The organism is Allosphingosinicella sp., assembly GCF_036403745.1.
Classification (GTDB): Bacteria; Pseudomonadota; Alphaproteobacteria; order Sphingomonadales; family Sphingomonadaceae; genus Allosphingosinicella.
Genome location: NZ_DASWQI010000013.1, coordinates 1 through 18,065 on the forward strand (window position 1 = coordinate 1; position 18,065 = coordinate 18,065).

At 69.7% G+C, this 18,065-nt stretch carries 15 protein-coding genes and 1 pseudogene; 9 read left to right on the forward strand and 7 right to left on the reverse strand.

Annotated elements, in window-relative coordinates; genetic code table 11:
• From VGC56_RS02030 to VGC56_RS02050, 5 genes and pseudogenes are all read left to right on the forward strand, one after another.
• A pseudogene (locus tag VGC56_RS02030) lies at positions 1 to 254 on the forward strand (3-methyl-2-oxobutanoate dehydrogenase (2-methylpropanoyl-transferring) subunit alpha); the annotation flags it as partial.
• Positions 255 to 262: 8 nt separating this feature from the next.
• Positions 263 to 1,267, forward strand: coding sequence for an alpha-ketoacid dehydrogenase subunit beta (locus tag VGC56_RS02035; RefSeq protein WP_464122910.1), 1,005 nt, complete (start codon positions 263 to 265; stop codon positions 1,265 to 1,267).
• A gap of 7 nt (positions 1,268 to 1,274) precedes the next feature.
• Positions 1,275 to 2,606, forward strand: a complete 1,332-nt coding sequence (locus tag VGC56_RS02040) for a dihydrolipoamide acetyltransferase family protein (protein ID WP_464122896.1) — start codon at positions 1,275 to 1,277, stop codon at positions 2,604 to 2,606.
• Positions 2,607 to 2,707: 101 nt separating this feature from the next.
• Complete coding sequence (locus VGC56_RS02045) at positions 2,708 to 2,842, forward strand: hypothetical protein (RefSeq protein WP_464122897.1); 135 nt, start codon at positions 2,708 to 2,710, stop codon at positions 2,840 to 2,842.
• Positions 2,843 to 2,911: 69 nt separating this feature from the next.
• Complete coding sequence (locus tag VGC56_RS02050) at positions 2,912 to 3,199, forward strand: BrnA antitoxin family protein (protein WP_464122898.1); 288 nt, start codon at positions 2,912 to 2,914, stop codon at positions 3,197 to 3,199.
• 51 nt (positions 3,200 to 3,250) lie between these two features.
• Here the strand turns inward: VGC56_RS02050 and VGC56_RS02055 are convergent, their stop codons facing one another.
• Positions 3,251 to 4,444 carry a GGDEF domain-containing protein gene (locus tag VGC56_RS02055; protein ID WP_464122899.1) on the reverse strand — a complete coding sequence of 398 codons (1,194 nt, stop codon included), beginning with the start codon at positions 4,442 to 4,444 and terminating at the stop codon, positions 3,251 to 3,253.
• 130 nt (positions 4,445 to 4,574) lie between these two features.
• On the opposite strand from VGC56_RS02055, the gene VGC56_RS02060 reads away from it, so the two are divergent.
• The 3 genes from VGC56_RS02060 to VGC56_RS02070 all read left to right on the forward strand — a co-directional run bounded on the left by VGC56_RS02060 (position 4,575) and on the right by VGC56_RS02070 (position 8,290).
• A complete protein-coding gene (locus tag VGC56_RS02060) occupies positions 4,575 to 5,633 on the forward strand; it encodes a glycoside hydrolase family 53 protein (RefSeq protein WP_464122900.1) in 1,059 nt (352 codons plus the stop codon).
• A 42-nt stretch (positions 5,634 to 5,675) separates the two neighbouring features.
• Positions 5,676 to 8,033 carry a transketolase family protein gene (locus VGC56_RS02065; RefSeq protein WP_464122901.1) on the forward strand — a complete coding sequence of 786 codons (2,358 nt, stop codon included), beginning with the start codon at positions 5,676 to 5,678 and terminating at the stop codon, positions 8,031 to 8,033.
• Positions 8,034 to 8,095: 62 nt separating this feature from the next.
• Positions 8,096 to 8,290 carry a hypothetical protein gene (locus VGC56_RS02070; protein WP_464122902.1) on the forward strand — a complete coding sequence of 65 codons (195 nt, stop codon included), beginning with the start codon at positions 8,096 to 8,098 and terminating at the stop codon, positions 8,288 to 8,290.
• Positions 8,291 to 8,346: 56 nt separating this feature from the next.
• On the opposite strand, the gene VGC56_RS02075 is transcribed toward VGC56_RS02070, so the two are convergent.
• Genes VGC56_RS02075 through cphA form a run of 6 tightly spaced genes read right to left on the reverse strand, consistent with a single transcriptional unit; the run spans position 8,347 to position 17,031 of the window.
• Positions 8,347 to 10,464: a transglycosylase domain-containing protein gene (locus tag VGC56_RS02075; RefSeq protein ID WP_464122903.1), complete on the reverse strand. Its 2,118-nt coding sequence runs from the start codon at positions 10,462 to 10,464 to the stop codon at positions 8,347 to 8,349.
• Positions 10,465 to 10,501: 37 nt separating this feature from the next.
• Positions 10,502 to 11,662 carry an NAD(P)/FAD-dependent oxidoreductase gene (locus VGC56_RS02080; RefSeq protein WP_464122904.1) on the reverse strand — a complete coding sequence of 387 codons (1,161 nt, stop codon included), beginning with the start codon at positions 11,660 to 11,662 and terminating at the stop codon, positions 10,502 to 10,504.
• Complete coding sequence (locus VGC56_RS02085) at positions 11,659 to 12,510, reverse strand: alpha/beta fold hydrolase (RefSeq protein ID WP_464122905.1); 852 nt, start codon at positions 12,508 to 12,510, stop codon at positions 11,659 to 11,661. The genes VGC56_RS02080 and VGC56_RS02085 overlap by 4 nt, the downstream gene beginning before the upstream one ends.
• A gap of 34 nt (positions 12,511 to 12,544) precedes the next feature.
• Positions 12,545 to 13,360: a cyanophycinase gene (locus VGC56_RS02090; protein WP_464122906.1), complete on the reverse strand. Its 816-nt coding sequence runs from the start codon at positions 13,358 to 13,360 to the stop codon at positions 12,545 to 12,547.
• Positions 13,353 to 14,252, reverse strand: coding sequence for an isoaspartyl peptidase/L-asparaginase family protein (locus VGC56_RS02095; RefSeq protein WP_464122907.1), 900 nt, complete (start codon positions 14,250 to 14,252; stop codon positions 13,353 to 13,355). The genes VGC56_RS02090 and VGC56_RS02095 overlap by 8 nt, the downstream gene beginning before the upstream one ends.
• 4 nt (positions 14,253 to 14,256) lie before the next feature.
• Complete coding sequence (cphA, locus tag VGC56_RS02100) at positions 14,257 to 17,031, reverse strand: cyanophycin synthetase (protein ID WP_464122908.1); 2,775 nt, start codon at positions 17,029 to 17,031, stop codon at positions 14,257 to 14,259.
• Between the two features lie 312 nt (positions 17,032 to 17,343).
• Here cphA and VGC56_RS02105 point away from each other — a divergent pair.
• On the forward strand, positions 17,344 to 18,065 hold a 722-nt coding region (locus tag VGC56_RS02105; RefSeq protein WP_464122909.1), incomplete at its 3' end, for an AMP-binding protein.

Here is an 18,065-nt window from a genome sequence, read left to right on the forward strand (position 1 = left end):
CGCTCGGCGACCCGATCGAGCGGCTGAAGGCGCATCTGCTGGCGCTCGGCGAATGGGACGAGGAGCGGCACGCCGCGATGACCGCCGACTGCGACGCGGCGGTGCGCGCGGCTCAAAAGGAGTCCGAGAAGGTCGGAATCCTGCCCGACCAGGGCAAGGACGACATCGGTTCGATGTTCGAAGACGTCTATGCCGAAGTGCCGTGGAACCTGGCCGAGCAGCGCGAGCAAGCCTTGGGCGAGAGCCGCGACTGATGCCCGTGATGAACATGATCCAGGCGCTGAACGATGCCCACAAGGTCGCCATGCGGACCGACGAGGACGTGGTCGTGTTCGGCGAGGACGCCGGCTATTTCGGCGGCGTCTTCCGGGTCACCGAAGGGCTGCAGAAGGAGTTCGGCAAGACCCGCGTGTTCGACGCGCCGATCAGCGAAGGCGGCATCGTTTCCGCCGCGGTCGGAATGGCCTGCTACGGCCTCAAGCCTGTGATCGAGATCCAGTTCGCCGACTACATTTACCCCGGCTACGACCAGATCGTCAGCGAAGTGGCGAAGATGCGCTACCGCACCGCCGGCGAGTGGGCGATGCCGATGGTCATTCGCACGCCCTACGGCGGCGGCATCTTCGGCGGCCAGACGCACAGCCAGTCGCCCGAGGGGCTCTTCGCGCATGTGGCGGGCGTGAAGACCGTGATCCCGTCCAACCCCTATGATGCCAAGGGCCTGCTCATCTCCGCGATCGAAGATAATGATCCGGTGATCTTCTTCGAGCCCAAGCGCATCTATAACGGCCCGTTCGACGGCTTCTTCGATCGGCCGGTGACGCCTTGGGCGAAGCACCCCAAGGCGGAGGTCCCCGACGGCCATTACACCGTCCCGCTCGGCAAGGCGGCGGTGGTGCGAGAGGGCGAGGCGCTGACCGTGCTCGCCTACGGCACCATGGTTCACGTCGCCCTCGCCACGGCCGAGGCCAACGGCATCGACGCCGAGGTCATCGACCTTCGCACCATCGTCCCCGTCGACATCGAGACGATCGAGGCCTCGGTGAAGAAGACCGGCCGCTGCGTCGTCGTCCACGAGGCGACCCGCACCGGCGGCTTCGGCGCCGAGCTTTCCGCGCTCATCCAGGAGCGCTGCTTCTACCATCTCGAAGCCCCTGTGCAGCGGGCGACCGGCTTCGACACGCCTTACCCGCATTCGCTCGAATGGGCCTATTTCCCCGGCCCGATCCGCCTCGGCACGGCGATCAAGAAGGCATTGGAGGACTAAGACCGCCATGGCGCGCTACGAATTCAAGCTGCCCGACATCGGCGAAGGCATTGCCGAAGCCGAGATCGTCGCCTGGCACGTCAAGGTCGGCGACGAGGTGTCCGAGGACCAGCAGCTCGCCGACATGATGACCGACAAGGCCACGGTCGAGATGGAAAGCCCCGTCGCCGGCCGCGTCGTCGAGATTGCCGGCGAGGCGGGCGACCAGATCCCGATCGGATCGGTGCTGGTGGTCTTCGAAACCGCCGGCGCGGCCGCGGCCGCAGCGGAGGACCCGTCCCCCGGCGCCGACGAAACCCAGGCCGACGGCGAACGCCACGACCAGGTCGCCTTCACCGACGGTCTCGTGGAAGAGCGCCCCGAACTCGCCGCCGCGGTCCCGAGCACGGCGGAAGCAGCGGAGCCGGAACAGGCTCCGGCCCCCGCGGCCCCCGCCGCACGCGGCGAGCCAGTGGAGGCGCCCACCGCCCCTGGCCACCCGCGCCCGCAGGTCCAGGCCTCCCCCGCCGTGCGCGCCCGCGCCCGCGACCTCGGCATCGACCTCAGCGAGGTGAAGACCGCCGCCGAGCGAATCCGCCACGCCGATCTCGACGCCTATCTCCTCTACAATGGCGGCGGCGTCTCCCGCTCCGGCGGCGCGCCCCGCCAGGACGAGACCGTGAAGGTCGTCGGCCTGCGCCGCCGCATCGCCGAGAACATGCAGGAGGCGAAGCGCCGCATTCCGCATTTCACCCTCGTCGAGGAATATGACGTTTCTGCGCTCGAACAGACCCGGGCGATGATGAACGCGGACCGGGGCTCGAACCCCAAGCTCACCATGCTCCCGTTCCTGATGACGGCGATGGCCCGCACCCTGGCGAGCTATCCGCAGATCAACGCCACTTACGACGACGACGCGCAGGTGATCACCCGCCACGGCGCCGTCCACATGGGAATGGCGACCCAGACGCCGAACGGCCTCATGGTCCCCGTCATCCGCAACGCCGACCGCCGCTCCTTGTGGGAGCTCGCCGCCGAAGTCCTCCGCCTCTCCGACGGCGCGCGCACCGGCAAGGCGGGGCGCGACGAGCTCTCCGGCTCGACCTTCACCATCTCGAGCCTCGGGCCGATGGGCGGCGTCACCTCGACCCCGGTCATCAACCGCCCGGAGGTCGCCATCGTCGCGGTCAACAAGGTCGAGGAGAAGCCGGTCGTCGTTGACGGCGAGCTCGAAATCCGCAAGCGCATGAACCTCTCTTTGTCCTGCGACCACCGCGTCGTCGACGGCTGGGACGCCGCCAACTTCATGCAGGACCTGAAGAAGCTCATCGAAAACCCCCTGAAGCTCCTGTCGAGCTGAGCCGCAGGATTGACGTTCGGTCCGTAGTTACGTATCTGTAGCTACAGATGCGGTGGACTTGGGATCCCAGCAAGGCTGCGGCAAACCGCCGGAAGCACGGCGTGTCGTTCGAACTGGCGGAGTTAGCCCTTGGCGATCCGCTGCAACTGAGCGCACCGGATCCGCACGAGGACGGCAACCGCTGGAGAACCCTCGCCTGCGCGGGCCGGCATGTCTGTTCATCGTTCACACCGTGACCGAAGGCGAGGAAGAGGAAGGGCGGATCGTCAGCGCCCGGCGCGCCACGGCGCGGGAAAGAAAGGCCTATGAAGAAGAATCCTGACCGAGAATTGCCGGAGCGCCTGCGCGAGGAGGCCGCGCGCCTCGCTGCCATGCCCGATGAGGACATCGATTTCTCCGACGCGCCTGAGGTTGCCGACTGGTCGGGTGCCGAGCGCGGCAAGTTCTATCGTCCGGTGAAGCAGCAACTCACGCTCCGGCTCGACGCCGACGTGGTGCAGTGGTTCAAGGATGGGGCGGCCGGCGGAGGTTATCAGACGCGGATCAACGAGGCGCTGCGCCGCTATGTGCAGGAGCAACGGAAGGCCGGATGAAGGGCCCGTTCGCGCAGCCTTCTCCCTGAACGCCTCTAACCCCACCAGCCCTCAGGCCGCCAGGCGCACCTGGTTCCGTCCGCCGGCTTTCGCTTCGTACAGCGCCTTGTCCGCGCGGCACATGAGCTGGTCGCCCGCCTCGCTTGCGCTGAGCAACGCCACGCCGGTGCTCACCGTCACCCGCGTCGCCACGGTGCCGCCGAGCGAGACCGTTCGCCCGGCCACCGCGGCCCGCAGCCGCTCGCACGCCCGCTCGGCCTGGGTGGTGTCGGTCTCGGGCATCAGCACGGCGAACTCCTCGCCGCCGATGCGGCCGAGCAGGTCGCCGGCGCGGGTCGTCTCGCGCAGCACCGCGGCGATCTCGCGCAGCACCGCGTCGCCGCCGGGGTGGCCATGGGTGTCGTTGATCCGCTTGAAATGATCGATGTCGAGAATGGCGAGGCTGAGGGCGCGGCCGGTGCGGCGGGCGCGCCGCACTTCGGTGTCGATCGCCGCCACCAGGTGGCGGCGGTTGGCAAGGCCGGTCAGCGCGTCGGTCGTGGCGCGCCGCTGCAGCGCCGCGGTCAGCGCCAGCGTGCGGCGGTGGGCGCTGGCGGCGCCGACAAGCGCGGCCCCAAGCAGCGCCATCATCGCCGCGCCGACCGCCGCCATGAACCAGTTGAACCGCTCGGTGCGCAGCGCCGCGGCCTCGGTCGCGACGCTGCGCTCGTCGAGGAGGCGAAGCTCCTGTGCCTTCGCGTCGCCGATCGCCGCCAGCACGCCTTCGATCCGCTCGCGGTCGGCACCGCTGGCGACCATCCGCGCACTCTCCGCATGGCGCCCGGTCCGCTCCAGCGTCACCTCGGCGGCCACCGTCTCCAGATAGGCGTCGAGCCGCATCCCGGCCTTCTGCAAGGTGCGCTGCTGGGCGGGATTGTCGCGGGTCAGCCGTTGCAACCGGTCGAGATGGGAATGGCTCTCCGAACGGCCGTGCTCGTACGGGCGCAGGAAGGTCGTGCTGCCGGTGAGTAGATACCCCCGTGCGCCGCGCAGCGCGGTGTTCACCGCCGTTTCCGCGTTGCTGAGCGCCAGCAGCACTTCGAGCGTATGGACCCGCCACTGCTCGGCGTGCCGCTGCTCGGCGGCGGCGCTAAAGGCGTTGGCGACGATGGCCGCGAAGAGGATGCCGATCGCGGCCATCGCGCCGAAGCCGACATACCGCCGCCCCCGCGCCTTTCTCTGCAGCTCTGCCGCTTTGTCGATCACGTCTCGCTCCGTCCCCCGCAGAGCTAATAAATATTGGTGAACAGCGGGTTAGACCCGGTTAGGTAGTTCTACGGTATGCCCCTCGCGTCCGGCCGTTCCGCAGGCAGCCGGGCCGGGCTATAAGCGGCCGATGCTGCTCCTCGCCGCCCTCGCTCTCGCCGGCGCCCACCCCTTCTACCGCGGCGCCGATCTCTCCTACGTCAACGAGATGGAGGATTGCGGCGCGGTCTACCGCATGCATGGCAAGCCCGCCGATCCGTTCGCGCTGCTGGCGGGAGCCGGCGGCAACCTCGTTCGAGTCCGCGTCTGGAACCGCGCGACCTGGACCCGCTACTCCAACATCCCGGATGTCGAGAAGACCATCCGCCGCGCCCGCGCGCAGCACATGCAGGTGCTGCTCGATTTCCATTATTCGGACGATTGGGCCGACGGCGACACGCAGAAGGCGCCGGCCGCCTGGGCCGGGCTGGGCACAGCTGCCCAGGCGCGGGCGCTCTACGCCTACACACGCCGCACCCTCGCCGCGCTCGACGCCAAGGCGCTGATGCCGGAGCTGGTCCAGGTCGGGAACGAGACCAACCCGGCCTTGCTCGGCGGCACCAAGGACAGGACGATCGACTGGCGCCGCAACGCCCTGCTGCTCAACGCCGGCATCCGTGCCGTTCGCGACGCCGCCCGCGCCTCGGGCAAGCGGGTCCGCATCATGCTCCACATCGCCCAGCCGGAAAATGTCGAGCCATGGTTCGACGCCGCCACCCGCGCCGGCGTCCGCGGCTACGATCTCATCGGCATCAGCTATTACAAGAAATGGTCGACTCGCTCGATGGCCGAACTCGGCGAAACGATCCGCCGCGCCCATGCGAAATACGAAGCGGACGTGGTGGTGGTCGAGACCGCCTACCCCTTCACCCTCGACGGCGAAGACACATCGCCCAACCTGCTCGGCGCCGACAGCCTCATCCCCGGCTACCCCGCCACGCCCGAGGGCCAGCGCCGCTACCTCGCCGACATCACCCGCACCGTCTCGGCGAGCGGCGGCTCCGGCGTGGTGTGGTGGGAACCCGCCTGGATCTCCACCCGCTGCACCACCCGCTGGGGCCACGGGTCGAACTGGGAAAATGCCGCCTGGTTCGACCTTCGCACGCACGAGGTGCTGCCGGTGTTTGAGGCGTTGCGCGCGGGGCGCTAGGCGCACTGTCGCTTTGCGTCGCGCGGGGCTAAGGCGCGGCGCATGCTGAAGAAGACCTCCGCCGATCTCGACTCGCTCCGCCTTCTCGAAGAGCGGCTGCGCTGGCTCAGCGCTTGGACGATCCACAACGCCAACCACCTGCGCCCCTCGCCGGACGGCCTCAAGGTCGGCGGCCATCAGGCGAGCTGCGCGTCGATGACGGCGATCATGGCGGCGCTCTACTTCCATGCGCTCGGGCCGAACGACAAGGTGGCGGTGAAGCCGCACGCCGGGCCCGTCCTCCACGCCATCCACTATCTGCTCGGCAGCCAGAGCCGCGAGCAGCTCGAGAATTTCCGCGGCTTCGGCGGGATGCAGAGCTATCCGAGCCGGACCAAGGACAAGATCCCGGTCGATTTCTCCACCGGCTCGGTCGGCCTCGGCGTCGCCGTCACCGCCTTCGCCAGCCTCGTCCAGGATTATCTCCTCGCCCATGCGATGATGCCCCCGGAGGAGGCGGGGCGGATGGTGGCGCTGATGGGCGACGCCGAACTGGACGAGGGCAATATCTATGAATGCCTGATCGAGGCGTACAAGCACGACATCCGCAATTGCTGGTGGATCGTCGATTATAACCGTCAGTCGCTCGACGCGACGACGGCCGAGCGGATGTTCAGCCGCTTCGACGAGATATTCGCCAGCTGCGGGTGGCGGGTGGTGACGCTGAAATACGGCAAGCCGCTGGAGGCGGCCTTCGCCGAACAAGGCGGCGCGGCGCTCAAGCGCTGGATCGACGAATGCGGCAACGCCGATTACGCGGCCCTCACTTATCTCGGCGGCGGCGCCTGGCGGGAGCGGCTGCTGAAGGACGCGCCGGAGACGAAGCCGGTGCTCGACGCGCGCGACGACGAGGCGCTCGCGGCGCTGATGACCAATCTCGGCGGCCACGACATGGCCACTTTGGTCGAAGCGTTCGACTCCGCGCAGGACGACGTGCCGACCCTGTTCATCGCCTACACGATCAAGGGCTACGGCCTCCCCTTTGCCGGCCACAAGGACAACCATGCCGGGCTGATGAACCCCGGCCAGATCGCCACGCTGCGCGAGAAGATGGGCATCGCGGAAGGGGAGGAATGGGCGCCCTGGGCCGGCCTCGGCGGCAATGCGGCGGAGGCGGTGCGCGCGCTGGCCGAGAACAGCCGCATCGCCCGGACGAAGCGCGAGCGGCCGTGGCGCCAGGTCGACGTGCCGGCGGTGCCGGTGCCGACGGGGGAGGAGCAGTCGACCCAGGCCGCGTTCGGCCGCATCCTCCTCGACCTCAGCCGGGCCGGCGGCGGCCTCGCCGACCGGATCGTCACCAGCTCGCCGGACGTCACGGTCTCGACCAACCTCGGCGCCTGGGTGAACCAGCGCGGCCTGTTCCGCCGCCAGGAGCTCGCCGACGTCTTCGCTGCCGCGAAAATCCCCTCCGCCCAGAAATGGGGCGGGCACCAGGCGGGCCAGCATATCGAGCTCGGCATCGCAGAGAACAATCTGTTCCTGATGCTCGCCGCGCTGGGCCTCGCGGGCGACCTGTTCGGCACGCGGCTGTTCCCGATCGGCACCGTCTACGACCCGTTCATCGCCCGCGGTCTCGATGCCCTCAATTACGCCTGCTACCAGGACGCCCGCTTCCTCCTCGTCGCGACCCCGTCGGGCGTGACGCTCGGGCCCGAGGGCGGCGCCCACCAGTCGATCAACCCGCCGCTCATCGCCCTCGGCCAGCCGGGCCTCAGGCATTACGAACCCGCATTCGTCGACGAGCTCGCCTTGCTGATGGAGGAAGCCTTCCGCCTCATCCAGGCGCCCGACGGCGAGAGCGTGTACCTGCGCCTCACCACCCGCTCGATCGCCCAGGTCGAACGCCCCGACGACAGTTGGAAAGCAGGCGCCGTCGCGGGTGGCTACTGGCTCCGCGAACCCGCCCCCGGCGCCGAGGCCGCCTTGGTCTATTCCGGCGCCCTCGCCCCCGAGGCTCTCGTCGCCTGGGAAGCCCTGAAGGATGATGTGCCGGGGCTAGGCCTCCTCGCCATCACCTCCCCCGACTTCCTCCACCGCGGCTGGTCCGAGAGCCAGCGCTGGCGCTGGAAAGCTCCTCCCCGGGATGGGGAGGGGGACCGTTCGCCAAAGGCGAATGGTGGAGGGGGCCCTTCGCACGCAGAAGCGCTCCTCGCCCCCCTCTCCCCCACAGCCGGGCTTGTCACCCTCCTCGACGGCGCCCCCGCCTCGCTCTCCTGGCTCGGCGGCGTCCGCGGCCACCGCATCAGCCCTCTCGGCGTCGAGCGCTTCGGCCAGACCGGCACCCTCGGCGACCTCTACCGCGAATACCGCCTCGACGTGAACGCCATCGTCGAGGCCGCCGCCGAACTGTTCCTCGACTGAGCGGGTGGAACATCGGCGCCGATCCCGCGCTCTGCTCCCGAACCTTTTCACGGAGATAGAGCATGATCGGCAAGATTCTCGGCGCCGTCGCCGGCCGCAAGATGGCGGGTGACGACCACAAGGGGAGGGGTACCGTCATCGGCATGGTCGCCCCCGCGGTCGCGAAGCGCGTGACGCCGGGCCTGGCGCTCGTCCTCGCCGGCGGCTGGGCGGCCAAGAAGCTCTGGGACCGCCGCCGCGCCCGCGCCGCCGCCTGACCCTCAGCCTCGTCCAACGAAAAGGCCCGCTCCCCGGCCGGGGGAGCGGGCCTTTTTCATTCCTGCGGCTCGTCGTCGTCGGGCGGCGGCGGCCGGTCGCGACCGCCCTGCGGCGGCGGCGGGACGTTGACCAGCGGCGGCTCGCGCCGGTCGCCCGGCGGGCCGCGGTCGGGACGGTCGCCGTCCGGCGAGGGCTGGACGTCCACGCGGACCCCGTCGCCGTTGACCCGCACGCCGGCATCGTAGCCAGAATCGCCGATCGGGATGGCGAAATTGGCGTCGCCCTCGTCGATCGGCGGCGCTTCCTCCACCGCCGGCGGCGGCACGTTGGCGGGCGCGGCGCCGGTCGCGCCGGAGACGAAGGTGCGGAAGATCTGCGCCGGCAGCCCGCCGCCCGCCACCTTGCCGAGCGGACTGTTGTCGTCGTTGCCGACCCAGATGCCGACCACCAGATCCTGGGTGAAGCCGATGAACAGGGCGTCGCGATAATCCTGGCTGGTGCCGGTCTTGCCGAACACCGGCGTCTGCAGCGCTGCGGCGCGGCCGGTGCCCTTCTGCACGACGGCAGAGAGCAGGTCCTTCATCTCGCCGAAGGCGCCGTCGGAGGTGGTGCCGGCATAATTGTGCCACATGCGCTGCCACCACGGCTTGTCCGGATCGTCGAGCCCGTGGGCGCGCACCGGGTAGGAGCCGGCCGCCACCGCCGCATAGGCCTGCGTCATCTCGAGCAAGGTGACGCCCGACGTGCCGAGCGGCAGGCTGGGATTGTCGTTCAAGGGGCTGGTGACCCCCAAATCGCGCGCGGCGCGGATGACGTTGGCGCGGCCGACCTTCTCGGACAGGCGCACGGCGGCGACGTTGCTCGAAAAGGCAAAGGCGTCGCGCAGCGTCAGGCTGCCCTGGTAGTGGTCGCCGTAATTCTTGGGCTGCCACTTGCCGATCTTGAGCGGGGCATCCTCGATCGTGTCGTCGGGATGCATGCCGGCGCGCATCGCGGCGAGGTAGACGAACAGCTTGAAGGTCGAGCCGGGCTGGCGGCGGGCCTGGGTGGCGCGGTTGAAGGGGCTGCGCGAATAGTCCTTGCCGCCGATCATCGCGACGACCCGGCCATCGGGCCGCATCGCCACCAGCGCCACCTGCGCCTTGCCGAGGGGCGCCGTCCGCACCGTCTGCAGCGCGAGCTTCTGCAGCTTGCTCTCCAGCGTCGTCTGGACCTCGCGGGCGCCATAGGCCTCGCTCTCGTCCTGCGAGCGGGCCGAGGGCAGCACCCAGTCCGCAAAATAGGTGCCGGTGGGCACCTCCTCGTCGTCATCCTCGACGTTGACGCTGGCCGGCTTCATCGCCTTGGCCTGCGCGGCGGTGATGACATGGTCGCGGACCATCGTGCCGATCACGACGGCGGCCCGCGCCCTTGCGAGGCGGAGGTGGTTGGTCGGCGCGAGCCGGGTCGGCGCCTTGACCATGCCCGCCAGCATCGCCGCTTGCGCCACGCTAAGCTTCTCCGGCGGCACCGAGAAATAATGCTCGGCCGCGGCGCGCAGGCCATAGACGTTGTCGCCGAAATAGACGTTGGAAAGATAGCGTTCGAGGATCTGCTGCTTGGTCAGCCACGCCTCGAGCCAGAAGGAGATCAGCACTTCCTGCAGCTTGCGGCCGACGGTGCGCTGCGGCGAGAGGAAGCTGGTTTTGGCGAGCTGCTGCGTGATCGTGCTGCCGCCCTCGCGCACGCCGCCGCCGCGCACGTTGCGCCACAAAGCCCGGCCGATGCCGCGGATGCTGATCCCCCAATGACTGTAAAAGCCGCGATCCTCGATCGAGACGAAGGCGGCGGGGACGTATTTCGGAAGCTTGGCGACCTGCACCGGCTCGCGGATGTCGGCCCCGCGCCGCGCGATCGGGTCGCCCTCGACCGAGACCAGGGTGAGGCTCGGCGCCGCGATCGGCTGCAGCGATTTGGAGAGCGGCGCGGTGATCGCCAGCCACGCGATGATCAGCATGAACACCGCGAGCACCGCGAGGAGGACGTGGCGCAGCCTGACGTTGGCGAGCCGGCGCCGCCACCACGGCCGCTGTGGCGGGACGGGCCCACCGGGCGGAGGGGGCATGCCGGGGCCGGAGGGGCCCGAATAATCGCCAGGCATTTGCTGCCACTGGGCGGACTGATCCACGCGCATCCCCTCGTTACTAGCCGCGAAACGAAGCCTGTAACAACTAGGTTGCAGCCGCTTGCGACGAGCCGCTGCGAAGGCGTTCGGGCGTAATCTGCTCAGGCCTCACTCCGAGCGCCTCCAAACCGTCCGGCCACCCGCCGCCGGTGGCGAGCGCCTCGACGATGGCGGCCATGGCGGGCGCGGTCTGCAGGCCGTAGCCGCCCTGGCCCGCCAGCCAGAAGAAGCCGGGCGCATCGGCATCGAAGCCCGCCGTCGGCGTGCGGTCGGCGACGAAGGAGCGCAGGCCGGCCCAGCGGTGGGCGATGCGGGTGACGGTCAGCGTGGTGTACTGCTCGAGCTGGTAGGCGGTGAGGGCGGTGTCGTACTCCTCCGGTGCGGCGTCGGAGGGCTCGTCGTCCACCTCGTCGACCGGCGAGACGAGGATCTGCCCCGCCTCCGGCAGCATGTAGAAATCGCCGCCGACGCTGTGCACGAACGGCCAGGAGGCGATCTCCATCCCCGCCGGCGGATCGACGACGATGATGGTCCGCCGCTTCGGCTGCAGCCCGATCGGCGCCACGCCGGCCATGGCGGCCACCCTGTCCGCCCACGCGCCGGCGGCGTTGACGAGGATGGGGGCGGAGAACATCTCGCCGCCTTCGGTGGTCACCTCCCAGGCATCGCCCCGGCGCGTGATCGAGGCGGCGCGGCGACCGTTGAGGACCTGACTTCCCGCGGCACGGACGAGGCGTGCGAAGCCCTGCAGCAAAGCCGCCGCCTCCAGCTTGAGCCCGGTCGGGTCGTAGAGCCCGGCAACGGCATGGTCGCCGCCTGTGCGGACCACCGGGCAGAGCGCGAGAAGCCGCTCCACGCCGATCCGCTCGACCGCGTCGGTGTAGGTCGCCATGTCCGCCGCCAGCGCATCGAGCGCGGCCAGTTGCGCCTCGCCGGCCATGTAGATCGTCGCCATCGGACGCGCGATTGGACTGTCGCCGAACCCCTCCGGCGGATGCTCGAAGAAGGGCCGGCTCCACGCCGTCATCCCGCGCACCGCCCCATTGCCGATGCCGAAATGGCTGAACGACACGCTGCGGCCCGAGCTGTGATAGCCGAGCGCCTCCTCTGCCTCGAGCACGACCACCTTACCGTAGCGCGCCAGACGCGCCGCCGCCGAGAGGCCGGCGATGCCGCCGCCAAGGACGAGGAAATCGGCGCCGGTCATGCGGCCGCGGGGGCGGCCGTCAGATCCCGTATCGCATCGCGCAGGGCTTGGGGGTGGGTGTGGTGAAGCATGTGGCCGGCGCCCTCTATCTCCACCAGCCGGGCCTGCGGCAAGAGCCTTGCGAGCGCCTTTCCCTGCCCTTCGTCCTCAACCACGCGATCGGCGGTGCCGGTAATCACGTGCACCGGGAGCCGCACCCGGGACAGGTCGATGGTCCCCGCGGGCGAGAAGGGCAGCATCGTCGCCGCTTCCTCCCCCTCCGCCACCATCGCCGCGGCGTCGAGGACCGCGTGCCATGGATAGGTCGCCTTCCACCCCGCCGGCACCTTGGCCGGGGCGAACATGACCTTGTGGACCATTTCGACCATGGCCCGGTCGAAGCGGCTTGCCTCCGCGACTGCCGAGAGCAGCGGGCCCACCACGGGGATCGCGCGCTGGGCGAGAATGCTGTGCTCGACCAGCCGCAGCTCCGGAAAAGCAAGGGGGGCGAAGAGGATCAAGCCGGCCAGTCCGTTGGAAGCGGCCTCCGCCATCGCCAGCGCCACCACCCCGCCATAGCTGTGGGCGACGACGAGCGGCCGCTCGACGCCGAGGCGCTCCAACGCCGCCAGGATGTCGCGCGCCTGGTCGCGGGGCGTTCCCTCCAGCCGCGGCCGGCGGCTGAGCCCGTGGCCGGGCCGGTCGACGATGATGACGCGGTGGCTCCGCGCCATCGGCTCCGCGGGCGCCGTCCAGTCATGCCCCGTCGCCAGTGCTCCGTGGATGAAGACGATGTCGCGCCCGCCGCCCGCCTGCCGCACATGAAGGCTTCGCTCGTCGCCAAGCGGGATGGTCTGCTCTGTCCACATGCGCCGCTCAACCAGCCGGAGACGGGAAGGCTCCTCAGCTCCTCGCCCGGCTCGGCTTGCGGGTCTTCACGTCGAAGCAGTCGCCGCTGGAGAGGACGTGGACCCGCACGTCGTGCATCGAGAGCGCGCATTCCGCCCGCGCCTCGGCGACGTTGCAATAGGTGACGTCCGCCCCGTCCACCACATAGACGGCGCCGCTGCCGATGACGCGGAACGTGTCGCCTTCCATGACGGCGGCGGTGTCCTCGTCGATGCCCATGCCGAGCACGCGGGGATTGTGCGCCACCGCGCCGATCAGCCGGCCGAAGCGGCCGCGCTCGGCGAAATGCTGGTCGATGATGACGTCGCGGACCAAGCCCATGCCGGGCGCCATGTGGAGGTCGCCGATGCGGTGAGTCTCGCGGCTCGTGCCCTTGATCAGCATCGTCTCGCTCATTGCCGAGGCGCCTGCCGAGGTCCCGGCGACGACGCCGCCGCGCTCGTAGAGCCGCCGGACTTTCGCCTCGATGCCGGTGTCGCCGATCTGGCTGGTGATGCGCAGCTGATCGCCGCCGGAGAAGAACACGCCCGCCGCGTCGTCGAGCACCGACAGCTTCTCGCGGTCGTGGGCTTCTGAGCGCTCCTCGACATAGAGCTCGACCAGCTCGCCGACGTCCAGATCGGCGAACGCCTTTTGATATTCGTCGAAATAGCCTTCCGGCTGGTGGCTCGCGACGGTGGCGAGGACGAGCTTGCCGCCGCGCACGTGCCGCGCCACCTCGCGCAGGATCGCGCGCTCGCCACTGGGGTCGCGGTCCTCATGCCCGCCGATGATGATGAGGCAGCCCTTCGGCCCGTCGCGGTCAGCCACTCTTCTCTTCGTCCTTGCTGAGGAAGGCCCTGGGCGCCTCCATGTCTGAGGTCAGATAGGCGACGGCGAAGTCCGGGCTGTTGTGGGTCCAGCCGATCGTGCCGTCCTTGCGGATCGCGATGGCGCCGCCGTCCGCTTCGGCGCCGCCGGTGCCGGGGAGCTGGTCGACGGCCTTGCGGATCGCGTCCTCCGGCCCGTCCTTGCCGATGCTCGCCATCACCTGCGCGGCCAGCGCGAGGCGGGTGATGGTCTCGCCGTCGCCGGAGAAGGCGACGCCGCCGACATGGTTGTCGGCATAGAGGCCGGCGCCGGGCATCGGGCTGTCCCCGACGCGGCCGACCTTGGCGCCGGTAAGGCCGCCGGTGGAGGTGCCAGCGGCGATGTTGCCGCCAGTATCCATCGCCACCGCGCCGACCGTGTCGTGCATCTCCTTCAGCGCCTCGCGGCGCGTCTCGGTGATCAGCGCCTCGGTCGGCACCTCGTCATGCCCCTTGGCGAGCGCGAAGCGGAGCGCGCCTTCGCCGACCAGCAGCACTTCCTTTTCCGGCAACACGTCGCGCGCCACCGCCACCGGGTGGCGGACATGCTTGATCGCCCCCACTGCGCCGACGGAGAGGTCGCGCCCGTCCATCACGCCGGAGCACATCTCGATGTCGCCCGCCTCGTTGAGCGCCGAGCCCCGGCCGGCGTTGAACACCGGCAGCCGCTCCAGCACCTCGATCGCCGCGACGACTGCGTCGATGGCGCTGCCCCCTTTCTCCAGCACCGCGCGGCCGGCCTCGGCGGCCTCGATCACGCCGCTGCGATTGTCGGCCCGTTCGTCCGGCTCCATCTCCTTGGCGCCGCCATGGACGATCAGGGCCCAGCGGGCCCCCTCCTCGGAAAAAAACATCGACTTACTCCGCCGGTACGAGGGGTGCGCGGGTGGCCGTGCGCATCAGCGCCGGCTTGAACTCGTTGACCTGAGCCCAGGCCGCGCGAACGTCGGTCGGGGTCACCACGAGGAGATCGCCGGGCCGCGCCATGGCGAGGCCCGCCGCGGTCGAGGCGCCTTCGCCGGCGACGAGGTGGATGTGGTCGTCCGACCGCCCCGCCTCGACGGCGCCTTCCCGCAGCAGCCCCATCACCTCGCCGCGCGGGCGGCCGCGGGTGGCGGGATCCTCGCGGAAGATGAGCTCGTCGAACATGCCCGCCGCGATGCGCCCGAGTTCGCGAATGTCCTCGTCGCGCCGGTCTCCGGCCATCGAGACGGTCCCGATGGTCCGTTTGTAGCGGTGCGAGAGGCCGCGCACGACCTTGCCCAATGCCTCCAGCCCCGCCGCATTGTGGGCATAATCGACGATGACGCGGAAGCCATGGGCGTCGTGGACGTTGAGGCGGCCGGGATTCTGCTCGAAGGTCGAGCGGAACTGGGTCATCGCCGAGCGGATGGTGAGGATCGGCACGCCGTGCGCCAGACCCATGGCGATCGCCGCCAGCGCGTTGGCGACGTTGAACTCGGCCATGCCGTGGAGGGTGGCGGGGATGTCGCTCGCCTTCATGATGAACTCGCGCCGGCCGTCGTCGTACAAAGCGAGGGTGCCGCCCTCCTCGCCGGGCTCGCGCACCACGGCCATGCCGCCATGGTCGAGATGCTCGCGCACCAGCGGCGGAGTCTCGGCGCCGCCGCACAGGGTGAACCAGATGATCCGGCCGCCGGCCCGCCGCGCCATCCGCACGCACAGGGGATCGTCGGCGTTGAGGATCGAATAGCCGTCGCGGCGGACCGCCTCGACCACCACCGACTTGACGTCGGCGAGCTGCTCGACCGTGTGGATGCCCTTGAGGCCGAGATGGTCGGCGGTGACGTTGAGGCAGGCGGCGATGTCCGCCTCCTTGTAGCCGAGGCCCTCGCGCAGCAGCCCGCCGCGCGCCGTCTCCAGCACCGCCACCTCGACCGTCGGGTCGCGCAGCACCATGCGGGCGCTGCGGGGCCCGGTGGCGTCGCCCTCATGAGTGAGGATGTCGTTGATGTAGACGCCGGTGGTCGAGGTGAGGCCGACGGTGCAGCCGGTGTAGCGCAGGATGTGCTGGGTCATGCGGCCGACGGTGGATTTGCCGTTGGTGCCGGTGATGGCGAGCAGCGGCACCCGGCTGCGGCGGCCGCGCGGGAACAGCATCTCGATGATTGGCCGGGCGACATCGCGCGGCGCGCCTTCCGACGGTTCGATGTGCATGCGCAGGCCGGGCGCGGCGTTGACCTCGATGACGCCGCCGCCGGTCTCGCGGATCGAGCGGCTGATGTCGGGGCAGACGAAGTCGACGCCCGCGACATCGAGCCCGACGATCAGCGCCGCCCGCCGGGCGATCTCCGCATTGTCGGGGTGGATCTCGTTGGTGCGGTCGACGGCGGTGCCGCCCGTCGAAAGGTTGGCGGTGGCCCGCAGCGGCACGATCTGCTCCGGCGCGGGGATGCTGTCGGGGGTGAGCCCGGCGCGGGCGATATATTCCTCGACCATCGCGTCGATCTTGATCCGGGTCATGACGTTCTCATGGCCCTCGCCGCGGCGCGGATCGCGGTTCACCTCGTCGACCAGCTGGCGGATGGTCGAGACGCCGTCGCCGACGACCCGCGCGGGGACCCGCTCGGCGACCGCCACCATCTTGCCGGCGACCACAAGGATGCGGTGGTCGTTGCCCGGGAAGAACTGCTCGACGATGACCGAGCCGCCCTTCGATTGCGCCTTCGCCTCCGCAAAGCCGAAGCGGAGCTGGTCGTCGCCGGTGACGCCGATGGTGACGCCGCGGCCGTGATTGCCGTCCAGGGGCTTCACCACGAGCGGATAGCGCAGCCGCCGCGCCTCGCGCACCGCCTCCTCCTCGTCGCGGACCACGACTCCGCGCGGCACCGGCACGCCGGCCTCGTCGAGGAGCTTCTTGGTGAGGTTCTTGTCGCCCGCCGTGTCCGCGGCGACGAGCGCCGTCTGGCCGGTGATCGAGGCGCGAATTTTCTGCTGATACTTGCCGTGGCCAAGCTGGAGCAGGCTCCTTTCGTCGAGCCGCATGACCGGTATGTCGCGGCGGATCGCCTCGTCGACCAGCGCCCTGGTGGTCGGGCCGAGCGCGGTGCGGCGGACCATCCGCTTCAGCGCCTCCATGCTCCTGCCGAAATGGAATTCCCCCTTCAGCGGATAGACGCGGTCGAGGCCGGAGATGCCGGCGAGCTCGTCGGGGAGCAGCGAATTGACCAGCTCTAGCGCCAGCCGCCCGGCCATCAGCCCGACCTTCTCCTCGTTGTAGGCGAACATGATGTTGTAGACGCCGGGCCTGCCCTGGACGCTGCGGGTCTTGCCGCGGACGGCGCGTGAACCTGCGAGCGTCTGGAGCTCCAGCGCGACATGCTCGGCGACATGGCCCATCCACGTCCCCTCGCGCAGCCTCTTCTCGAAGCCGCCGGCGACCTTCAGCGAGCATTTGTGGCGGCCGACGCCCGGCACGACCGCGAGCAGGCGATCGGCGAATTCGGGGATGGCGTTGGTCGGGAATTGCTCCATCCGCCCGAGATCGAGCTGGATGCGGATCATCGGCGTGTGGCTGTAGAGGTGCGGGCCGCGATAGACGCCGACCTCCTTCACCGCCATCTCGGCGGTGAGCATCGTGGTTCCGGCGTCGGTCTTCGTGCCGAAGAACATTACTTCCCCCGTTCGGTATCGCGATTGGAAACCCCCACTGGAGCCGGCGCAGACGAAGACCGGTTCGGGAGCGACATGATCTGGCTAAACCCTCGGAAACAGGCCACAGTTCCGGATGAAGAAGATGATCTGGATTAGGGCGGCGGCTTCACGTCGTCCCAGCGAAGGCTGGGACCCCAAGGGGTGAAGAACGCTGTGCCTTTCACCCGCTGGGGCCCCAGCCTCCGCTGGGGCGACGAGTCGAATTCGGCCTTTCTCAGCCGCGCGCCGGTCGCCTAAGGATGTGCCAAACAGATACGCCGGAGAGCGACAATGGCCGATCGTGTCCTGCCCCCCGAAGCGCTGGTCGCCAGCGCGCATGCGAGCCTCGCCGATTACGAGGCGATGTACGCGCGCTCCCTCTCCGATCCGGACGGCTTCTGGGCCGAGCAGGCGGAGCGCATCGACTGGTTCCGGGCGCCCACGCGGATTTCCAACGCCGGGTTCGACCCGGTCGAGATCAAATGGTTCGAGGACGGGATCCTCAACCTCTGCCACAATTGCGTCGACCGACATCTCGCGGAGCGGGCCGACCAGCCGGCGCTCATCTTCGAAGGCGACGAGCCGGGGCAGGGGCGGACAATCAGCTACGGCGCGCTCTACCGCGAGGTCGTCGCGATGGCGAACGCGCTGAAGTCGCTCGGCGCGCGCAAGGGCGACCGCGTCACGCTCTACATGCCGATGATCCCCGAGGCCGCGGTGGCGATGCTCGCCTGCGCCCGGATCGGCGCGGTTCACAGCGTCGTCTTCGGCGGCTTTTCGCCCGAGGCCCTGCACGGCCGCATCGAGGATTGCGCGAGCCGCTTCGTCGTCACCGCGGACGGCGGCACGCGCGGCGGCAAGCTGATCCCGCTGAAGGCCAATGTCGATGCGGCGCTGGACAAGGGCGCGGAGGTCACCGGGGTGATCGTCGTCCGCCATCTCGGCAATCCGATCGAGATGCGCGACGGCCGCGATCATTGGTATGACGAGCTCGCGGCGACGGTGCCCGACGA